Below are 18,231 nucleotides of genomic sequence, written 5' to 3'. Positions count from 1 at the left end.
ACCGACGCCTTTGTCCGGAGCCTGCTACTGGAGCGAGGGCGTGGCAGCCGGCTGCCGCTACCCCTTGAACCCCTGGGCCAGCAAGTACACCTCCCGGGAGCGCGCCCGCGAGGCACCTGGCTTGCGCGTAACAACCTTGCGGAAGGCACCACGCAGCTCCTTCAGGTACTCGTCAAAGCCTTCGCCCTGGAACACTTTCGCCAGAAAGGTGCCCTCGGGACGCAGCGTCTGCCTTGCCAAGTCCAGCGCCAGCTCCACCAGGTACATGGCCTGCGGCTGATCGATCGCCGCCATACCACTCATATTGGGGGCCATATCCGACATCACAAGGTCTACCGGGCGATCTTGCAGGCGCGCCAGCAACTCATCGAGCACACTGTCTTCGGTAAAATCTCCCTGAACGAAATCGACGCCCGCCAGGGCATCCATCTCCAGGATGTCCGAGGCGATGACAACGCCACTGTCCCCCACTCGCTCGGCCGCTATTTGACTCCAGCCGCCTGGAGCAGCGCCCAGGTCAATCACCGTCATACCGGGCTTGAGCAGCTTGTCCTTGTCATCCAGCTCAACCAGCTTGTAGCTCGCCCGGGAGCGATAGCCATCCTGCCAACTTTGCTGGACATACTGATCGTCGAAGTGCTCCTTCAGCCAGCTCGCACTCGTCTTGCTGGACGAGGGCTTCTTGCTGGAGGATTTCTTGCTGGAAGGGGGACGAGAGGCTGCCACTACACCACCTGAGAGAAGTTGCCGGGGACGATGTCCTGAAGCGGCTGACCGAGACCAATGGATGGGATGGTCTACAGGCTGCTCCGTTCGGAGTGCCGCTCACCTGGACAGAGAATGACCATGAAGCGCGGTATCGGTTCGGACGACGCCCGGGTCGAAGGCGTATCGATGGGGGTGTCCGGTAAGCGCCGACAGCGATTGAAAAAATGGATGCCGGGGGCGCCATCGACGACAATCGACAGGCGACATCGCTTTCACCGCACGGGGTTTACCCGTACCATGTGCGGTCACGCGCCCAACGGCCAATACGGAATGAAGCAAGATACCATGAGCTTGTCACAGGCACAAAAGAAAGCAATGCGCAGCATCGGCCACCACCTCGACCCGGTGGTCACGGCCTCGGAGAACGGCATTTCCGCGGGCCTGTTGGCCGAGCTCGAACGCGCCCTCAATGACCATGAACTGGTCAAGGTGAAGCTGGCGATTCCCGACCGCGACGACCGCACCGCCGTGCTGGACGAACTGGTCAACCAGAGCAAGTCCGAGCTGATCCAGAAGATCGGCAAGGTCGCCCTGCTGTATCGCAAGAACCCCAAGGCCAACCCGAAGCTGTCCAACATCACTCGCTTCGAGAACCACCACGGCCGCCACTGACAGCGCTAGCCACTGACGGCTATCAGGTCAGCCGCCAAGCGCGGAAGGCGACGGCTCAAGGCCAGCTTTAACACCAAACGACACCGCCCCGCCAGGTTGCCTGGCGGGGCGGTGTCGTTGGAGCGGGAGAGTTGCGCTTAGATGTGCTCGACGCCGGTAATCTCGTACTCGACTTCGCCGCCAGGAGTGCGCACCAGCACCACTTCACCTTCTTCCTTGCCGATCAAGGCGCGGGCAATGGGTGACGTGACGGAGATGCGACGCTCCTTGATGTCGGCCTCATCCTCACCAACGATGCGGTAGGTCACCTCTTCGTCGGTATCCAGGTTCAACAGCTCGACGGTCACGCCGAAGATCACCTTGCCCGTCTTCGGCAACTTGGTGACATCGATGACCTGGGCGTTGGACAGCTTACCCTCGATCTCTTGAATACGGCCTTCGATGAAGCCCTGCTGCTCGCGGGCAGCATGGTACTCGGCGTTTTCCTTGAGGTCGCCATGCTCGCGGGCTTCCGCGATGGCAGCGATCACTGTCGGGCGAGCCTCGCTCTTGAGCTGCTCGAGCTCTTCACGCAGGCGTTGCTCACCGGCGACGGTCATCGGGACCTTGTTCATGTATTCGCTCCTGCATGCAGTTCCTGTAGCCGCCGCACGGTAACGGCATTGCCGTACTCGAGCGCCAAGCAAACGGCACTGGCCCCTGCCAGCGTCGTGGCATAGGGAACCTTGTGGGCGAGTGCGGTGCGGCGGATCACCGAGGAGTCGTTGATGGCCTGGCGGCCCTCGGTGGTATTGACGATATAGGCGATCTCGTCGTTCTTGATGGAATCGACGATGTGCGGCCGGCCTTCGTAAACCTTACTGACGACCTCAACGGGCAGACCAGCCTGTTCAAGGGCTGCCGCCGTTCCTCGGGTCGCACAGAGTGTGAAGCCCAATGTTACCAGAGAACGAGCCACTTCGATAACACCCGCCTTGTCCGGCTCGCGTACCGACAGGAACGCCTTGCGATCACCGGTCAGCGGCGGGATCGCCTCGCCAGCACCCAGCTGAGCCTTGTAGAAGGCCTCGGCAAAGGTCTCGCCAGAGCCCATCACCTCGCCGGTGGACTTCATTTCCGGCGACAGGATCGGATCCACACCGGGGAACTTGTTGAACGGGAACACCGCTTCCTTGACGCTATAGAAATGCGGCACGATCTCCCGCTCGAACCCTTGCTCCTTGAGGCTGACGCCAGCCATGCAGCGGGCGGCAACCTGCGCCAGCGAGGTGCCGATGCACTTGGATACGAAGGGCACAGTGCGCGAGGCACGCGGGTTGACCTCGATGACGTAGATTTCGCCGTCCTGCCAGGCCAGCTGGACGTTCATCAGACCCTTCACGCCCAGCTCGACGGCCATGCGCTTGACCTGCTCGCGCATCTCGTCCTGCACGTCCGCCGGCAGCGAGTACGGCGGCAGCGCACAGGCGGAGTCGCCCGAGTGCACACCGGCCTGCTCCACGTGCTGCATGATGCCGCCGATCACGACCTGATCGCCGTCGGACACTGCATCGATATCCACCTCGACCGCCGCACTGAGGAAATGGTCGAGCAATACCGGCGAGTCATTGGAGACCTTGACCGCATGGGTCATGTAGTTCTCGAGCTCGCTGGCGTCGTAGACGATCTCCATGGCCCGGCCGCCCAGCACGTAGCTCGGGCGCACCACCAGCGGGTAGCCGATTGCTTCGGCCTTGGAGAAGGCCTCATCGAAGCTTCTGGCGGTGGCATTGGGGGGCTGCTTCAGACCCAGCTTGTCGATCATCTGCTGGAAACGCTCGCGGTCCTCGGCACGGTCGATCGCATCCGGGGTAGTACCAATGATCGGCACGCCAGCAGCCTCGAGGGCACGGGCAAGCTTCAGCGGGGTCTGGCCACCGAACTGGACGATCACGCCGACCGGCTTTTCCTTGTCGGCGATCTCGAGCACGTCCTCCAGAGTCACCGGCTCGAAGTACAGACGGTCAGAGGTATCGTAGTCGGTGGACACGGTCTCGGGGTTGCAGTTGACCATGATGGTCTCGTAGCCGTCATCGCGCATGGCGAAGGCGGCATGGACGCAGCAGTAATCGAACTCGATACCCTGGCCGATACGGTTCGGACCTCCACCCAGCACCATGATCTTCTGGCGGTCGCTGACCTCGGCCTCGCACTCTTCCTCATAGGTCGAGTACATGTAGGCGGTGTCGGAGGCAAACTCGGCGGCACAGGTGTCTACCCGCTTGTACACCGGGCGGATACCGGCATCCTGGCGTGCCTTGCGCACATCGTCCTCGGAAACGCCAAGCACCTTGGCCAGGCGCGCGTCACCGAAGCCCTTGCGCTTGAGACGATAGATCTCGCCAGCATCCAGCGAGGACAGCGAGCGACTGGCCAGATCCTGCTCGATCTTGACGATATTTTCGAGCTGGACCAGGAACCAGGGGTCGATATTGGTCAGTTCAAAGACGTCTTCCACGCTCATGCCGGAACGCATAGCGTCGGCGATGTAGAAGATGCGCTCGGCACCGGCAGCCTGCAGCTCGCCCTTGATCAGCGCCATGTTGTCAGCGCTGAAGTCGGTCACGATGGGGTCGAGGCCATCATTACCGGTCTCCATGCCGCGCAGGGCCTTCTGCAGAGACTCCTGGAAGGTCCGGCCGATCGCCATGACCTCACCCACCGACTTCATCTGGGTGGTCAGGCGGTCATTGGCCTGGGGAAACTTCTCGAAGGTGAAACGCGGAATCTTGGTGACGACGTAATCAATGGACGGCTCGAACGAGGCCGGAGTGCGCCCGCCGGTAATATCGTTCTGCAGCTCATCCAGGGTGTAGCCCACCGCCAGCTTGGCAGCGATCTTGGCAATCGGGAAGCCGGTGGCCTTGGAGGCCAGCGCAGAGGAGCGCGATACACGCGGGTTCATCTCGATGACCACCATGCGCCCGGTCTCGGGGTCCACGCCAAACTGGACGTTGGAGCCACCGGTCTCGACGCCGATCTCGCGCAGCACCGCGAGAGAAGCGTCACGCATGATCTGATATTCCTTGTCCGTCAGCGTCTGCGCAGGCGCCACGGTAATGGAGTCACCCGTGTGGACTCCCATGGGGTCAAAGTTCTCGATGGCACAAACGATGATGCAGTTGTCGTTCTTGTCGCGAACGACCTCCATCTCGTATTCCTTCCACCCCAGCAGCGATTCGTCGATCAACAGCTCATGGGTCGGAGAGAGCTCAAAGCCACGATGGCAGATTTCCTTGAACTCTTCCTTGTTGTACGCCACGCCGCCGCCAGAGCCGCCCATGGTGAAGGACGGCCGGATGATGGCCGGGAAGCCCAGTTCGCTTTGAATTTCCCAGGCCTCGTCCATGCTGTGAGCGATCTTGGCCTTGGGGCACTCCAGACCGATATTCTTCATCGCCTTGTCGAAGCGATCGCGATCCTCGGCCTTGTCGATGGTGTCGGCATTGGCCCCGATCATCTCAACGCCATACTTTTCCAGGACACCGTGACGATCCAGGTCCAGTGCGCAGTTCAGCGCGGTCTGGCCCCCCATGGTCGGCAGCACCGCATCGGGGCGTTCAGCCTCGATGATCTTCTCTACCGCCTGCCAGGTGATCGGCTCGATATAGGTAGCGTCGGCCATGGCGGGATCGGTCATGATCGTCGCCGGATTCGAGTTGACCAGGATGACGCGGAACCCTTCTTCACGCAGGGCCTTGCAGGCCTGGGCGCCGGAATAGTCGAACTCGCAGGCCTGACCGATGACGATCGGGCCTGCGCCGATGATAAGGATGCTTTTCAGGTCTGTACGCTTGGGCATGGTGCTTCCCGCAAGAAAATTGGACGATGAACCGGAGTCTGGGTGAGCGCCTTAACGACGGCTTTGCATCATGTCGATGAAGCGGTCGAACAGCGGCGCCACATCGCGGGGGCCTGGGCTCGCCTCGGGGTGACCCTGGAAGCTGAAGGCCGGGCAATCGGTACGCTCGATACCTTGCAAGGTGCCGTCAAACAGGGAGCGGTGGGTCGCTCGCAGGGTGTCCGGAAGCGATGTCTCGTCGGCGGCAAAGCCGTGGTTCTGACTGGTGATCATCACATGCCCGGAATCGAGATCCTGCACCGGGTGGTTGGCACCGTGATGACCATGATTCATCTTGACCGTGGCTGCCCCACTGGCCAGCGCCAGCAGCTGGTGACCCAGACAGATACCAAAGACAGGCACCTGGGTGGTCAGAATCTCGCGGATTGCCTCAATGGCATAGTCACAGGGCTCGGGGTCGCCGGGGCCGTTGGACAGGAACACGCCATCGGGCTTCATCGCCAGCACCTCAGCCGCTGGCGTCTGCGCCGGCACCACCGTCAACTTGCACCCGCGGCTGGCCAGCATACGCAGAATGTTGAACTTGACCCCATAGTCGTAGGCCACCACATGGAAGGGGCGCTCGCCGGCAGCAGCGTTAACGTAGCCTTCGCCCAGCTGCCATTCGCCTTCATTCCATTCGTACGCTTCGCTACAGGACACCACCTTCGCCAGATCCATGCCCTTGAGCCCCGGGAAGGCACGCGCGGCTTCCAGCGCGCGCGCTACGGCGTCATCGCCCTCGGCCTCGCTGCCCGCCAAGATGGCGCCATTCTGGGCCCCCTTGTCGCGCAGAATGCGCGTCAGGCGGCGCGTATCGATATCTGCGATACCGACGACATTCTGACTGGCGAGATAATCGGACAGGCTCTGGGTGGAGCGGAAGTTACTGGCAACCAACGGGAGGTCGCGGATGACGAGGCCCGCGGCGGCGATGCTGGAAGACTCGATGTCTTCGGGATTGATGCCGGTATTGCCAATATGAGGGTAGGTCAGCGTGACGATCTGTCGAGAGTAGGAAGGGTCGGTGAGAATTTCCTGATAGCCGGTCATGGCCGTATTGAACACCACTTCGCCACTGGTCTGCCCGTCTGCACCAATGGCCGTGCCGTGGAATACGCTGCCATCTTCCAGGGCCAATATTGCGGGTTTGTTCAACGCTACGTCCTCCCAAAGCTCGTCAAGGTATCCACGACCGCTGCCACCGCCCGTGACAGCCTGTCGCCAGGCCATTCGGCACCGACCCGGCCCGCCGCATGACAAGCACACGAGGGGCCGGGCCGTAAAAAAGCGGGACGAAACCCGGTGTTTGACCGGTTTCATCCCGCTTGTTGTCATTCGCTCGGAATGCACGGCCGCCACACTACGCCAGCAAGCGTCGTTAAATGCGCTTTCTGGGCGGCACTTTCATGCCCGGCTCGGCCAAAATTTTTGGAATGTTACAGCATTCAGAGGTATCTGACTACCCCCGTTCACGCATCAACCCCCGGCAGCCTTTGCCACCGAACGTTGCGACCAGACAGACTTACTCAAGCCCCAGCACATCGTTCATGCCATAGCGTCCGGCATCGCGCCCGGCCACCCAGCGCGCAGCGCGCACAGCACCGCGGGCAAAGGTCATGCGGCTAGACGCCTTGTGGGTAATCTCGATGCGCTCACCTTCCGTCGCAAACATAACGGTGTGCTCACCGACGATATCCCCTGCACGCACGGTAGCGAAGCCAATCTCCTTGGCATCACGGGGGCCGCACTGGCCGACGCGCTCGAATACACCGTGCTCCTTGAGATCACGATCCAGAGCGGCGGCAACCACCTCGCCCATGCGCAGCGCCGTGCCGGAGGGGGCATCCACCTTGTGTCGATGATGGGACTCGATCACTTCGATGTCGTAACCTTCATCGCCAAGCGCCTTCGCCGCGGTTTCCAGCAACTTCAGCGTCAGATTCACACCGACACTCATGTTGGGCGCAAACACCATGGCGACCCGGTCGCGATAGCTGTCGAGCTCGGCCAGCTCGTCATCGGACAAGCCCGTGGTGCCAATCACGATCGCCTTGCCATGCTGGGCGCAGAACGCCAGGTTGGCCAGCGTCACCTTTGGCGCGGTGAAGTCGATCAAGACGTCAAAATCATCGACGATAGCGTCCAGGGAATCGACCGCAGTCACCTCCAGCCGACCGATACCCGCGAGCTCTCCCAGGTCTGCGTTCGTCAGCGAACTGCCCGGCTCAACGATACCACCGGCGAGAGAAGCCGCTTCATCCTGGGCGACGGCGTTGACCAGGGTGCGACCCATGCGACCGGCGACGCCGACAATAGCAATACGAGGGGCGGTTGAACTCATGCAAACTCCAGCGCTGACCAATGATAAAACTGCAAGAAACTTGGCGCAGTATACCAATGCCACACCACAATGCCTTGCCCACGCTTCAATGAGGCCTCCATGTTGCCCAAGCCCTTGCCCCCACACTGCCTGGCCATCGGACTGATCATCCTGTCGTCGTGGCTCAGCGGCTGCACTACCCAGGTCGCCTCAGCCAACCTTCAGGGTGATGCCCCCGCGCCGGCAGCGCTCGAGTTCTGCGGCACCCTGGCGCTACCCGGCGAATGGCAGCCGCTTGATGATGTCGCGCCGGTGCCCCTCGGCGGGCTGTCCGCCATGGCCTGGGACAACGATGAACAGCGCCTGTATCTGCTATCGGATCGTGGACGCCTGCACCAGGCGATTCCCGTATTTCGTAATGGCAGGCTGGTTGACCTCACGGCGCTATCGAGCCACCGACTGACGGACCGAGACGGTCGCCGCCTGGAAGGCAAGGCGGCAGACGCCGAGTCCCTGGTCCTGATAAATGATCGCGACAACGTTGCAGGCAATACGCAGCTGCTGGTGGGCTTTGAACAGGATCACCGTGTCGAAGGCTTCACCACCACGGGGGTATCAAGCGGACGGATCATACGCTCCCCTTTGACGGCCAGCGCTGCTGACAACCAGAGCCTGGAGGCGCTTGCCTGGGTGCCCGGCCTTGGTCTGGTCGCGGGACTGGAAGCCCCACCGACCGACATGCCACAGCCTCCCTCCGACGACGTCTCAAGCCGCCATACGCTGCTGTTCAGCCTGCCCGGCGACGACACACCGGTCACCCGCTGGCACTACCCCTTGGCATCGGCACCTGGCAGCGCACTGACAGAGCTACTGACACTCGAAGACGCTGCCAGCACTCGCTCGCCCCGTCTGCTGGCCCTGGAGCGGGCGTTCTCCCCACCACACCCTCTGACCATCACCCTGAGCCTGGTCGAACTGCACCAACCCCCAACCGTCGACGTCACACGTCTTGCCAGCCTGTCTGCAGGAGACGGCTGGCGAATCGACAACATGGAAGGACTGGCAAGCCTGCCAGAAGGCAGCATCCTGATGGTCAGCGACGACAACTTCAGTGCACTTCAGCGCAATCTGCTGAGCTGCTTCCGCCTGCGGCAGGACCTCGCTGACACACCCCTTCCAGCGGGACCACCAATGTCTAGCGACGGGCCACCAGCAGGTGATGATTGAAGCCCTCTGGCCCCCACAACCAAGCTGACTCGGCATCAGGAAATCGCAACGGCTCGCGCCGGACCTGCGAAAAGCCCACGCGTTGCAGCGTTTCGACCACGGTTCTGCCGGGAATGGCTACATGGTCCACCGGCAACCAGGCAGACCCCGAGCGCACCTGACCCGCCACGCGACTCCAGGGAGCCGGACGCTGCCCCGGCGCCACCCCAGGGTCATAGCGATAGCTGGTCAAGGCTTCCAGCCGCGCCATTCGCTCTGGATCGAACACATAGTCATGGGTGATATCCAGCCACACCAGCAGGCCGCCAGGCTTCAGCGCCTCGAAGAGATTGCGACACGCACGAGCCAACTGCTCTGGATCCTGAATGAAATGAAAGGCAAAGACGCTGACCAGGGTATCGAAGGGCGCCTCGGGCAGGGCTAGCGGCTGATAGGCATCCTCCACACGGAACGTCGTGCCGAGCCCACCATGGCGCTGTCTGGCCAGGGCTATCTGCGCGGGGCTGATATCGACGCCCACCACCTCACTCGCACCCTGACGACGCATATCTGCCGCCAGGTCGCCGTTGCCACACCCCACATCGAGCACCCGCTTGCCGACAACCCCTTCCTCCAGCCCCAGGTAGTGCAGCACCGACCCGGTAAAAATACAGTAGCGGGGATCTTGAGCCAGCTGGTCGTAGCGCTCGGCCAAGGCGTCGGAAAAACCGTCGCCAGATGACGCCATGGCTAGCCCACCCGCATCAGCCACGGAAGAAGAGGGTGCAAATGACTCTGAGTCAGTGGCTGGGCCTTGCTCTGGCTGTCGGTTTTTAAAGGAAGAAGAACAAATACCTGACATGACGAGCTCCATGGCCAAAACCGCCGATGAGCCACCTTTTACCGCCCGCCAGAGATAACGTCACGTCACATTTAGATACACAGAAACACAAAAGCTAGATTTGCGCATTACCGCACAATAATCGAAGTGTACTTACCCCATTCGACATCCCGGCTCCGCATCCGTCCTGGGCACTGCGTGGCGCCGTTGGCGCATGTCCCGCCGCAACAGCAGCACAATGGCGGCAACGACCAGCACACTCCCAGGCAACCACAGCCAGGATATGCGCGTCGGCATCTGCACGAATAGCAGCCACATCGAGACAAACGGCACGAGATAGCCATAGGCAGTGACCCCTGCTGGAGTCAGCGTGGCCGTAGCATACTGCTGCAGCCAGAACGTCATGCCACTGGAGAACAGACCAAGATACACCAAGATCCCGAGATCTCTGGAGGTCATCTTTAGCAAGGCGGTCGAATCCCCGGCCGCGACACCCAGCATGCCGATCAGCAGCGCCCCCAGCACCAGGCTCCACAGCGTTCGCACCCCCGCATGGGGCGACAGCCAACCTCTGGCCAAGCCCAGTTTCGACAGCACCGGATACAGCGCAGAGGCGATGCAGCCCAGGAAGAAGACCAGCTCCCCCGTGCCTAGGCGCATATTGGCAAAGGCCCCCCCTGCCTCGGCCCACGCCAGCGCGATGGCGCCTGCCGCCCCCAGCAGCAGCAGCCCCAGCAGCGATAGCGCAGGATCCTCGACGCCGACCAGTCGCCCGAGGGTGTACGCCAGCAGCGGCACGCTCACGAACAAGGTGGCCATGGACAGGGCACTGGTCAGGTGCGCCACCCAGAACATGGCGCCGAAGAAACCTGCCAGACACAGCCCCATCAGCCCATACAGCAGCAGCCCGGGACGACTGGGGCAAAGGCCTGGCGCCCGCCACACCAGCGGCAACACCGCAGCCGCTGCAATCACGAAGCGTAACGATGTCAGCGCAAGCGGCGGCAGTCCTTGACTGAGCAACCCGACGGCCGGGAATGACAGCCCCACCAGCAAGGCCCACAACACCATGCCAAGATGGGCAGGCAAGGCGCCAGCCCTCCAGGAAGACCGGGCTAGCGAGCTCATTGGCGCTCCTCCAATGTCAGCAACAGTTGACGCAGCCCATTGGCCAGGGCATCTGCTTGCTCATCAGCGAGCCCTGAGCGCATCTGTGCCAGCGACTCCAGGTAGGCATCGAGCAGGCCGGGGATCATAGCTCTACCCGCCTCGCTCAGCCTCACCAGCACGCTTCGGCGATCGCTGGGATGCGCCACCCGCTCCACCAACCCCCGCTCCACCAGGCGGTCGAGGCGATGTGTCATGGCCCCTGAGGTCAGCACCACAGCCTCGCACAGCTCATTGGGTGTCAAACCGTCAGGAGCATCACGTCGATACAGAGTGGCGAGCAGGTCGAACTCACCCTCTTTCAGGCCGTGCTCGCGAAACACCGCATTCACTCGTCGATCCACGTGCTTCAGCACTCGGTAAAGGCGCGTAAAAATCCCCATATCCACGGGATCCTGGGCAGGTAGCGCGCGTCGCCACTCGTCCTGAAGACGGTCTATGGCATCTTTTTCGCCCGCAACACCAATGTTGGCCGAACCTGCCGCTGGACCGATGCCTCTGTTGCCACCTGATGGCCCTGTCTTTGTCTCAGCCTCTGTCATGACCGCTCTCCCTCGCCGCTCGAACAGCTATCTTTATACAAAGTATCTTTATATAAAGATAGATAGTCCAAGCCGTTTTGCCAAGGGACCGTCACCACGTTGTTGTGCCTCGCACTGCAAAGACGGATGACCAGCGACAGCACCAGCTACCTTTTCAGCAACGACATCTCGATCGCACGGGGGAGGTAGCCATGATCATCAACTGCGTAGCCTATGAAGAGGGGCGTCGGCTCTGCGACATTGATGCCAGTGAGGTGGCCGTCCACCTTGCCCACCCCCATCGCTTCGTGTGGGTCGCCCTGCATGATCCGGACGCAGACGAACTGGCCACCTTCCAGGAGGTATTCGGGCTTCACGAACTGGCGGTGGAAGATGCCCTGGCAGGCCACCAGCGCCCCAAGGTGGAAGAGTATGGAGATGCCTTGTTCGTGGTGACCCAGATGATGTCGGCGCTACAGGAGGAGATCCAGTTCGGCCAGCTGGCCATCTTCGCGGGACCTGGCTATGTGCTGTCGGTGCGCCAGCACCACCATCGCGGTTTTACCGATGTCAGGCACCGGTGCGAGCGAGAGCCAGAACTCCTCAAACAGGGGCCGGCCTTCGTGCTGTACGCGTTGATGGATGTGGTGGTCGACCGCTATTTTCCGATTCTCGAGAGCCTGGAGGCAGAGCTTGAAAGCATCGAGGAACAGATGTTCGTCAAAGGCAACGCAAGAACCAGCCTGAAACGTCTCTATCAGCTCAAGCGCAGCATCATGTGCGTCAAGCATGCGGTGAACCCGCTGGCCGAAGCCAGTGCCCATCTATTTGGCGGACGCGTGCCCGCGCTCTGCAAAGGCACCCAGGATTACTTTCGTGACGTCTACGACCACTTGCATCGCATTGAGGCTGCCGTCGACACCATCCGCGAGACAATCACCACCGCCATTCAGGTCAACCTGGCCATGATTGCCATCGACGAAGGAGAGGTGCAGAAACGCCTGGCGTCCTGGGCGGCCATTTTCGCCGTGGCGACCATTCTTGCGGGCGTCTGGGGAATGAACTTCACGCATATGCCAGAACTGGACTGGCGCATGGGCTATCCCATGGCACTGGGGGCCATGGGACTATGCTGCGGCGCGCTTTATCGTCACTTTCGACGAGCCGGCTGGCTATGACACCTTACTGCCAGTGAATGCTCAGCGTCTCCTTGCTGGCCATACGCTCCAGGTGGCTGGCCACCACACCCTGCAAGCGTGCCAGCTGCTCCGCGTCCTGCGCCTCAAGGTCCACCTTGAGCTGCGTCTCTGACGCGCTCATCAGGCACTCGCCACCAGGGAAGACCACTCGCCCCGACGCCGCATCCACCTCGAGCTTGTGCGCCCAGTGCTTGCACAACCGATTGATCAAGCGCTGCCCGGATGACGTCTCGACGATAGCCTGGGAATCCACCATACTGTTCACCGTTTTTACGAATACGAATACGTCGCAGTAGAATAGCGCCGACTCACGCGCCACGTCAGGCAACGCAGCGTTGCCTTTTCTGCGACGGAAGACACCTGGATCGCCCCAAGCCATGTATGCAGGGCACTCGGCCGTCCTTCACCACCTGAGAACCCAGTCTCGATGAAACCTTTCATGATGTTTGGCCTAGCGGCCCTGTCCCCGTTCGCGGCTGCGGCCGCCATGGCCGATACCACTACTGTCACGGATGTGGCCGGACGCCAGGTCACCCTCGAGACCCCGGTTGAGCGAGTCATTCTTGGCGAAGGCCGCCAGATCTATCTGCTGGGCGCACTTCAGCCCGACGCTCCCTTTGCAGGCGTGGTGGGATGGCGTGAAGACTTCTCCCAGGCCGACCCGGACAGCTACTCCCGCTACGCCGAGAAGTTTCCCGAGTTGCTGGAGCTGCCGACGTTCGGCGGCTTCAAGGACGGCACCTTTGACGTCGAGCAGGCCGCCTCGCTGTCTCCCGACGTGGTCCTGATGAACCTGGAAGCTCGCGCCGCTACGGAAGACGCAGGCTACGATGACAAGCTGGCAGAGCTCGACATTCCGATCGTCTACGTGGACTTCCGCGAGGATCCGCTGGCGCATACGATCCCCTCCATGCGCCTGATGGGCGAGCTGCTCGGCAAGCAGCAACAGGCCGAGGCCTTCATCGACTTCTCGGAAGAACAGCTGGCCAAAGTGACCGATGTGATCGCGGAAGCGGATCCCGAGCGGCCCAGCGTGTTCATCGATCGCGCCGGTGGCTACTCGGATGACTGCTGCATGAGCTTCGGGCCCGGCAACTTCGGTGAATACGTCGAACTGGCGGGGGGCAGCAACATCGCCGACGGCATCATCCCCACCACCTTCGGCACCCTCAACCCGGAGCAGATCATTGCCGCCAATCCTGACCACGTGGTGGTCACCGGTGGCAACTGGGATGCCTATGTGCCTGGCGGCAACTGGGTTGGCATGGGCCCTGGCGCTGACATGGACGCGGCTCGCACCAAGCTGGAACGGCTGACGCAGCGCACTGCAATGACCGGCATCACTGCCGTGGAGCAGGGTCAGTTCCACGCCATCTGGCACCAGTTCTACAACAGTCCCTACTACTTTGTGGCAGTACAGCAACTGGCCAAGTGGCTCCACCCCGAACTGTTCGAGGACCTGGACCCCGAGGCGACCTTCCAGGAGCTGCACGAGCGCTTCCTGCCCACCGACTACGAGCCCGGCTACTGGATCACTCTGGATGAGCAATGACAGTACGGCGGTCGTCGATCACAGCGGTCGCGACGCCTATCGTTCACTGGTCCTGCGCCGCCAGATCATTCTGGCGGCGCTGGTGGCAGCCCTGGCACTCAGCCTATGTATCGACCTGGCACTGGGGCCAGCCCGCTTCACGCTCGCCGAGGTGGTCGCGGCTCTGCTGACGCCTGACCAGGTCGAGGCACAGGCGCGGGTCATCGTCTGGGAAATACGCATGCCTGTCGCGCTGATGGCCCTGGTCGTCGGTGCCAGCCTGTCCATTGCCGGCGCCCAGATGCAGACCATCCTCAGCAATCCTCTGGCCAGCCCCTTCACCCTGGGTATCTCTGCCGGTGCCAGCTTTGGCGCGGCCCTGGCGCTGGCCTTCGGCGTTGCCATCATCCCGGCAGCACTGGACTACGTCATCCCCATCAACGCCTTTGTCATGGCCATGCTCACGGCGTTCCTCATTCATGCGCTTAGCCTCAAGCGTGGCGTCACTATCGAGACCATCGTGCTGCTAGGCATCGCCATGGTCTTCATCTTCAACTCCCTGATGGCGCTGATTCAGTTCTTTGCCAGCCAGCAAGCGGTATCTGCCGTCGTCTTCTGGACCATGGGCAGCCTGACCAAGGCCACCTGGCCCAAGCTATGGATCGCCCTCGGCGTCTTGCTGCTGGTGGTGCCGCTGCTGGCCCGTCACGGCTGGGCGCTGACGGCGATGCGTCTGGGCGACACCAAGGCGGAAAGCATGGGGCTGAAGCCTCGGCGGCTGCGCCTCGAAGTGCTGGTGCTGGTATCCCTGCTGGCAGCGGTCTCCGTCGCCTTTGTCGGTACCATCGGCTTTATCGGTCTGGTCGGGCCCCACATCGCCCGCCTGCTGGTCGGTGAGGATCAACGCTTCTTCCTGCCAGGATCCGCCTTGTGTGGCGCCCTGATCCTGTCCATTGGCTCAGTGCTGTCCAAGGTGATCCTGCCAGGCACGGTCATACCCATCGGTATCATCACCTCGTTGGTGGGAATCCCCTTCTTCCTGTTTCTCGTGCTCAACCATAAGAAGGCCTCATGGTAAGCCTACGTCTTGATCGTCTTTCGGCGCGCTACGGTCGGCGCCAGATTCTTGCCGAGATCACTACCCCGACCTTCCATGGCGGCCAGGTCGTGGCGCTGCTGGGCCCTAACGCCGCTGGCAAGTCGACCCTGTTTCGTCGCGTCTTCGGCGTACTTAAGGGATCCGGACAGGCCATTGTGGAAGGCGCGCGGCAAGATCGCCCGATGGCCTACATGACCCAGGACAACGGCGCCAGCGCAGTGCTGACCGTCTATGAAGCGGTGTTGCTGGCTCGCATGCAAGGGCGCGGCATGAAGGTGCAGCCACAGGACCTGACCCAGGTCGAACGAGCCCTGGCGGAGCTCGGCATCGCCGACCTGAGTGAGCGGGATATCGGGGATTTGAGCGGTGGCCAACGCCAGATGGTCAATGCGGCACAAGCCTTGGTGCAGGAACCCGAGGTGCTGCTGCTGGATGAACCCACCTCTGCGCTGGACCTGCATCGCCAGGTCGGGCTTCTGACCATCCTGCGGCGTCTGGCCAGTGAGCGCGAGATGCTCATTCTCGTGGCCATTCACGACCTGGGACAGGCACTACGCTTCACCGACCAGGCCATGCTGCTGGAACAGGGCCGTCTGGTCGCATGTGGTGCCACCAAAGACGTTGTCACCAGCGAGCTGGTGGAGCGGGTCTACCGCGTCAGAGCCAGGGTTGAACCCTGCTCCATGGGGGTACCGCAACTGATTGTCGAAGACGCTATCTAGGGAAGTGCTAGATTCGCCCGGCTAGCCTACTTCAACGTGTCAGGGCGCCTGCGGCGAAAGCCTAGGCGGCGCCCTTCCATCGCCGCCAGAGCCGCCCCGCCCAGCATCAGAGGCAGCGCCAGCAGAAAGCCCGACGATAGCGGCTGGCCAAATAGCCAGACGTCTGCCAACACGGGCCAGATCAGCGCAATGTATTCAAAGGGCGCCAGTCGCGACACTTCCGCGAAACGCAGCGCCAGGGTCATGCAGATATGGGCCGCGCCACCGAACAGTCCCGACAGGATCAATAGCGTCAACGTTTCCGTCGGCAGCGCCACCCAACCCAATGGCCACGTCGCCAGTCCCGCCAGGGTGCACGCCAGCACGAAATAGAACGCGATGGCACCAGCGCCTTCAGTGCGCGAGATACGTCGCACCGTCACCAGCGCAGCAGCCGTCAACGACGCCCCCAACACGCCTAACGCATAACCGGATAGCTGGCCGGCCTTGTGGCTGTCACCGATATCCGGGACAACCAGCACGGCGACCCCAGCGACAGCCAGCATCAGCGACAAGGCCCGCGGAAGGGTGAAGCGCTCCCCCAGCATCACGACACCGCCGATGGCCATCAGCACGGGGGCGAGCTGTGCCAACAAGGTTGCCTCTGCCACCGGTAATCTGGCCAAGGCAGCGAAGGTGGCAAACATCGACGCAGCGCCAAGACTGGAACGCAGCAGGTGTCCACCAGGGCGGCGAGTGGCCAGTCCTTTAGGAAATTCGTGACGCCAGGCCAGGAACACCACGATAGGCAGTAGCGCGAAGGCGGAGCGGAAGAACACCACCTGTCCCAGCGGCACGTCGTCACTCACCCATTTCACGCAAATCAGCATCGCCGCAAACAGCAGGCCGGAGCCAATCCGCAGCACAATGCCCGCAAGCGGCCGGTCCTGATTACCCATGGCTTATGCCTTGGTGAATGCGCAGGCTCATGCCCTGTTTTAAGCGCTGGTTTAAGCCCTGATTCAGGCCCTGGCTCATGTCCTGGTCCATGTGTCCCCACGTCCTTTTGTGCCTGTCTGACAAACGCCAACCCCCAGCGCATGGCGCCGGGGGTTGGCGGGTCACATCAGCCCGGGTAGTCCCGGGTCGCTGGCCAGCAGCGACTTACAGCTTCATATCTTCAAAGAACTTCTTCACACCGTCGAAGAAGCTCGACTTCTTCGGCGAATGCTGGGCATTGCTGCCACCGAGGCTGTCCTGGAAGCTGCGGAGCAGGTCTTTCTGCTCTTCGCTGAGATTAACCGGTGTTTCCACCACCACGCGGCACAACAGGTCACCCGCGGGGCCTCCGCGAACCGGCTTGACCCCCTTGCCACGCAACCGGAACAGCTTGCCTGTCTGGGTTTCTGCCGGAATCTTCAGCTTGACGCGCCCATCCAGAGTGGGCACTTCCAGCTCTCCACCAAGGGCCGCATCAACAAAGTTGATCGGCACTTCACACTGCAGGTGACGGCCATCCCGTTCGAAGATATGGTGCGGCTTGATCGCCACCTGCACGTACAGATCGCCAGGCGGGCCACCGTTGACCCCAGCCTCGCCCTCACCGTTGAGGCGAATGCGATCACCGGAATCGACGCCAGCCGGAATCTTGACCGACAGGGTGCGGGTCTCGCGCACGCGCCCTTCGCCATGGCACTTGTGGCACGGCACCTTGATGTGCTGGCCGCTGCCATGACAGGTCGGACACGTCTGCTGCACGGCAAAGAAGCCCTGCTGCATGCGTACCTGACCATGACCGTGACAGGTGGGGCAGGTCTCCTTGGTGGAGCCGGGCTCCGCACCATCACCGTCACAGCGCTCACACTCGACGTGGCGAGGCACGCGAATGTCCACACTGGTACCGGCCACGGCACTTTCGAGGTCGAGCTCCAGGTTGTAGCGCAGATCGCTGCCGCGCTGCGGGGCGTTGGGGTTGCGACGACCGCCGCCACCGCCAAAGATGTCACCGAAGACATCCCCGAAGATATCGCTGAAGCCGCCAGCCCCGGCGCCGCCGAAGCCACCACCGCCCTGACCGTCGACGCCGGCATGGCCGAACTGGTCATAGGCCGCGCGCTTCTCGCTGTCGGTCAGTACCTCGTAGGCCTCGGACACTTCACGGAATTTCTCCGCCGAGGTGTCATCGTCCGGGTTGCGGTCCGGGTGGTACTTCTGTGCCAGCCGCCGATAGGCCTTCTTGATGTCCTTCTGATCGGCACCGCGCTCGACACCCAGTACCTCGTAGTAGTCTCGCTTGGACATGGGTCTGTCCGCCTCCGTAGCGATCCTCAGCAACACCAACGCGGGAGGCAGGCTCCCGCGCTGGTGTCATCCGAGGTTCAGA

Annotated in this window: 17 protein-coding genes; 6 read left to right on the top strand and 11 right to left on the bottom strand. The window is 62.1% G+C overall.

Annotation, left to right across the window (positions count from 1 at the left end; genetic code table 11):
* Positions 1-57 precede the first annotated feature (57 nt).
* On the bottom strand, positions 58-726 hold the full coding sequence (gene rlmE / locus KUW18_RS06450; RefSeq protein WP_206942483.1) for a 23S rRNA (uridine(2552)-2'-O)-methyltransferase RlmE: 669 nt from the start codon (positions 724-726) through the stop codon (positions 58-60).
* 327 nt (positions 727-1,053) lie between these two features.
* Between rlmE and KUW18_RS06445 the strand changes: the two genes are divergently transcribed.
* A complete protein-coding gene (locus tag KUW18_RS06445; protein ID WP_222561060.1) occupies positions 1,054-1,380 on the top strand; it encodes a YhbY family RNA-binding protein in 327 nt (108 codons plus the stop codon).
* Between the two features lie 137 nt (positions 1,381-1,517).
* Here the strand turns inward: KUW18_RS06445 and greA are convergent, their stop codons facing one another.
* The 4 genes from greA to dapB form a co-directional block, all read right to left on the bottom strand.
* A complete protein-coding gene (gene greA / locus KUW18_RS06440; protein ID WP_206942482.1) occupies positions 1,518-1,994 on the bottom strand; it encodes a transcription elongation factor GreA in 477 nt (158 codons plus the stop codon).
* Positions 1,991-5,221: a carbamoyl-phosphate synthase large subunit gene (carB, locus tag KUW18_RS06435; protein ID WP_222561014.1), complete on the bottom strand. Its 3,231-nt coding sequence runs from the start codon at positions 5,219-5,221 to the stop codon at positions 1,991-1,993. Before carB ends, greA begins: the two co-directional genes overlap by 4 nt.
* Before the next feature lie 51 nt (positions 5,222-5,272).
* Entirely contained in the window at positions 5,273-6,418 is a 1,146-nt protein-coding gene (gene carA / locus KUW18_RS06430; RefSeq protein WP_206942479.1) for a glutamine-hydrolyzing carbamoyl-phosphate synthase small subunit, read from the bottom strand.
* A 367-nt stretch (positions 6,419-6,785) separates the two neighbouring features.
* On the bottom strand, positions 6,786-7,604 hold the full coding sequence (gene dapB / locus KUW18_RS06425) for a 4-hydroxy-tetrahydrodipicolinate reductase (RefSeq protein ID WP_206942468.1): 819 nt from the start codon (positions 7,602-7,604) through the stop codon (positions 6,786-6,788).
* A 99-nt stretch (positions 7,605-7,703) separates the two neighbouring features.
* Between dapB and KUW18_RS06420 the strand changes: the two genes are divergently transcribed.
* Positions 7,704-8,810, top strand: coding sequence for an esterase-like activity of phytase family protein (locus KUW18_RS06420; protein ID WP_206942466.1), 1,107 nt, complete (start codon positions 7,704-7,706; stop codon positions 8,808-8,810).
* On the opposite strand, the gene KUW18_RS06415 is transcribed toward KUW18_RS06420, so the two are convergent.
* From KUW18_RS06415 to KUW18_RS06405, 3 genes are all read right to left on the bottom strand, one after another.
* Complete coding sequence (locus tag KUW18_RS06415; protein WP_206942465.1) at positions 8,779-9,537, bottom strand: class I SAM-dependent methyltransferase; 759 nt, start codon at positions 9,535-9,537, stop codon at positions 8,779-8,781. The genes KUW18_RS06420 and KUW18_RS06415 overlap by 32 nt on opposite strands.
* A gap of 246 nt (positions 9,538-9,783) precedes the next feature.
* Complete coding sequence (locus KUW18_RS06410) at positions 9,784-10,758, bottom strand: DMT family transporter (protein ID WP_261396435.1); 975 nt, start codon at positions 10,756-10,758, stop codon at positions 9,784-9,786.
* Positions 10,755-11,180 carry a MarR family winged helix-turn-helix transcriptional regulator gene (locus tag KUW18_RS06405; RefSeq protein ID WP_222561013.1) on the bottom strand — a complete coding sequence of 142 codons (426 nt, stop codon included), beginning with the start codon at positions 11,178-11,180 and terminating at the stop codon, positions 10,755-10,757. Before KUW18_RS06405 ends, KUW18_RS06410 begins: the two co-directional genes overlap by 4 nt.
* A gap of 350 nt (positions 11,181-11,530) precedes the next feature.
* On the opposite strand from KUW18_RS06405, the gene corA reads away from it, so the two are divergent.
* Positions 11,531-12,496, top strand: a complete 966-nt coding sequence (gene corA, locus KUW18_RS06400) for a magnesium/cobalt transporter CorA (RefSeq protein ID WP_222162150.1) — start codon at positions 11,531-11,533, stop codon at positions 12,494-12,496.
* 4 nt (positions 12,497-12,500) lie between these two features.
* On the opposite strand, the gene KUW18_RS06395 is transcribed toward corA, so the two are convergent.
* Entirely contained in the window at positions 12,501-12,773 is a 273-nt protein-coding gene (locus KUW18_RS06395) for a DUF2218 domain-containing protein (RefSeq protein WP_206942460.1), read from the bottom strand.
* A 183-nt stretch (positions 12,774-12,956) separates the two neighbouring features.
* Between KUW18_RS06395 and KUW18_RS06390 the strand changes: the two genes are divergently transcribed.
* Genes KUW18_RS06390 through KUW18_RS06380 form a run of 3 tightly spaced genes read left to right on the top strand, consistent with a single transcriptional unit; the run spans position 12,957 to position 15,869 of the window.
* Positions 12,957-14,069 carry an ABC transporter substrate-binding protein gene (locus tag KUW18_RS06390; protein ID WP_409995512.1) on the top strand — a complete coding sequence of 371 codons (1,113 nt, stop codon included), beginning with the start codon at positions 12,957-12,959 and terminating at the stop codon, positions 14,067-14,069.
* Positions 14,059-15,126, top strand: coding sequence for a FecCD family ABC transporter permease (locus KUW18_RS06385; protein WP_206942458.1), 1,068 nt, complete (start codon positions 14,059-14,061; stop codon positions 15,124-15,126). The genes KUW18_RS06390 and KUW18_RS06385 overlap by 11 nt, the downstream gene beginning before the upstream one ends.
* Complete coding sequence (locus KUW18_RS06380; protein ID WP_206942456.1) at positions 15,120-15,869, top strand: ABC transporter ATP-binding protein; 750 nt, start codon at positions 15,120-15,122, stop codon at positions 15,867-15,869. The genes KUW18_RS06385 and KUW18_RS06380 overlap by 7 nt, the downstream gene beginning before the upstream one ends.
* Positions 15,870-15,895: 26 nt before the next feature.
* Here the strand turns inward: KUW18_RS06380 and KUW18_RS06375 are convergent, their stop codons facing one another.
* Together KUW18_RS06375 and dnaJ are read right to left on the bottom strand one after the other, a co-directional pair.
* A complete protein-coding gene (locus tag KUW18_RS06375) occupies positions 15,896-16,807 on the bottom strand; it encodes a DMT family transporter (protein ID WP_222561012.1) in 912 nt (303 codons plus the stop codon).
* A gap of 205 nt (positions 16,808-17,012) precedes the next feature.
* Positions 17,013-18,149 carry a molecular chaperone DnaJ gene (gene dnaJ, locus KUW18_RS06370; RefSeq protein WP_206942452.1) on the bottom strand — a complete coding sequence of 379 codons (1,137 nt, stop codon included), beginning with the start codon at positions 18,147-18,149 and terminating at the stop codon, positions 17,013-17,015.
* Between the last annotated feature and the right edge of the window lie 82 nt (positions 18,150-18,231).

Source organism: Halomonas sp. DP5Y7-2 (genome assembly GCF_019802025.1).
Lineage (GTDB): Bacteria > Pseudomonadota > Gammaproteobacteria > Pseudomonadales > Halomonadaceae > Halomonas > Halomonas litopenaei_A.
This window is presented reverse-complemented; position numbering and strand designations above follow the sequence as displayed.

Excerpts from the sequence above, each read along its gene's own strand:
- KUW18_RS06415 (WP_206942465.1), bottom strand. The coding sequence starts at position 9,537 with ATGGCGTCATCTGGCGACGGTTTTTCCGACGCCTTGGCCGAGCGCTAC.
- corA (WP_222162150.1), top strand. The coding sequence starts at position 11,531 with ATGATCATCAACTGCGTAGCCTATGAAGAGGGGCGTCGGCTCTGCGAC.
- KUW18_RS06445 (WP_222561060.1), top strand. The coding sequence starts at position 1,054 with ATGAGCTTGTCACAGGCACAAAAGAAAGCAATGCGCAGCATCGGCCAC.
- KUW18_RS06410 (WP_261396435.1), bottom strand. The coding sequence starts at position 10,758 with ATGAGCTCGCTAGCCCGGTCTTCCTGGAGGGCTGGCGCCTTGCCTGCC.
- KUW18_RS06380 (WP_206942456.1), top strand. The coding sequence starts at position 15,120 with ATGGTAAGCCTACGTCTTGATCGTCTTTCGGCGCGCTACGGTCGGCGC.
- greA (WP_206942482.1), bottom strand. The coding sequence starts at position 1,994 with ATGAACAAGGTCCCGATGACCGTCGCCGGTGAGCAACGCCTGCGTGAA.
- carB (WP_222561014.1), bottom strand. The coding sequence starts at position 5,221 with ATGCCCAAGCGTACAGACCTGAAAAGCATCCTTATCATCGGCGCAGGC.
- dnaJ (WP_206942452.1), bottom strand. The coding sequence starts at position 18,149 with ATGTCCAAGCGAGACTACTACGAGGTACTGGGTGTCGAGCGCGGTGCC.
- KUW18_RS06385 (WP_206942458.1), top strand. The coding sequence starts at position 14,059 with ATGAGCAATGACAGTACGGCGGTCGTCGATCACAGCGGTCGCGACGCC.
- KUW18_RS06375 (WP_222561012.1), bottom strand. The coding sequence starts at position 16,807 with ATGGGTAATCAGGACCGGCCGCTTGCGGGCATTGTGCTGCGGATTGGC.
- KUW18_RS06390 (WP_409995512.1), top strand. The coding sequence starts at position 12,957 with ATGATGTTTGGCCTAGCGGCCCTGTCCCCGTTCGCGGCTGCGGCCGCC.
- KUW18_RS06395 (WP_206942460.1), bottom strand. The coding sequence starts at position 12,773 with ATGGTGGATTCCCAGGCTATCGTCGAGACGTCATCCGGGCAGCGCTTG.
- KUW18_RS06405 (WP_222561013.1), bottom strand. The coding sequence starts at position 11,180 with ATGGGGATTTTTACGCGCCTTTACCGAGTGCTGAAGCACGTGGATCGA.
- KUW18_RS06420 (WP_206942466.1), top strand. The coding sequence starts at position 7,704 with ATGTTGCCCAAGCCCTTGCCCCCACACTGCCTGGCCATCGGACTGATC.
- dapB (WP_206942468.1), bottom strand. The coding sequence starts at position 7,604 with ATGAGTTCAACCGCCCCTCGTATTGCTATTGTCGGCGTCGCCGGTCGC.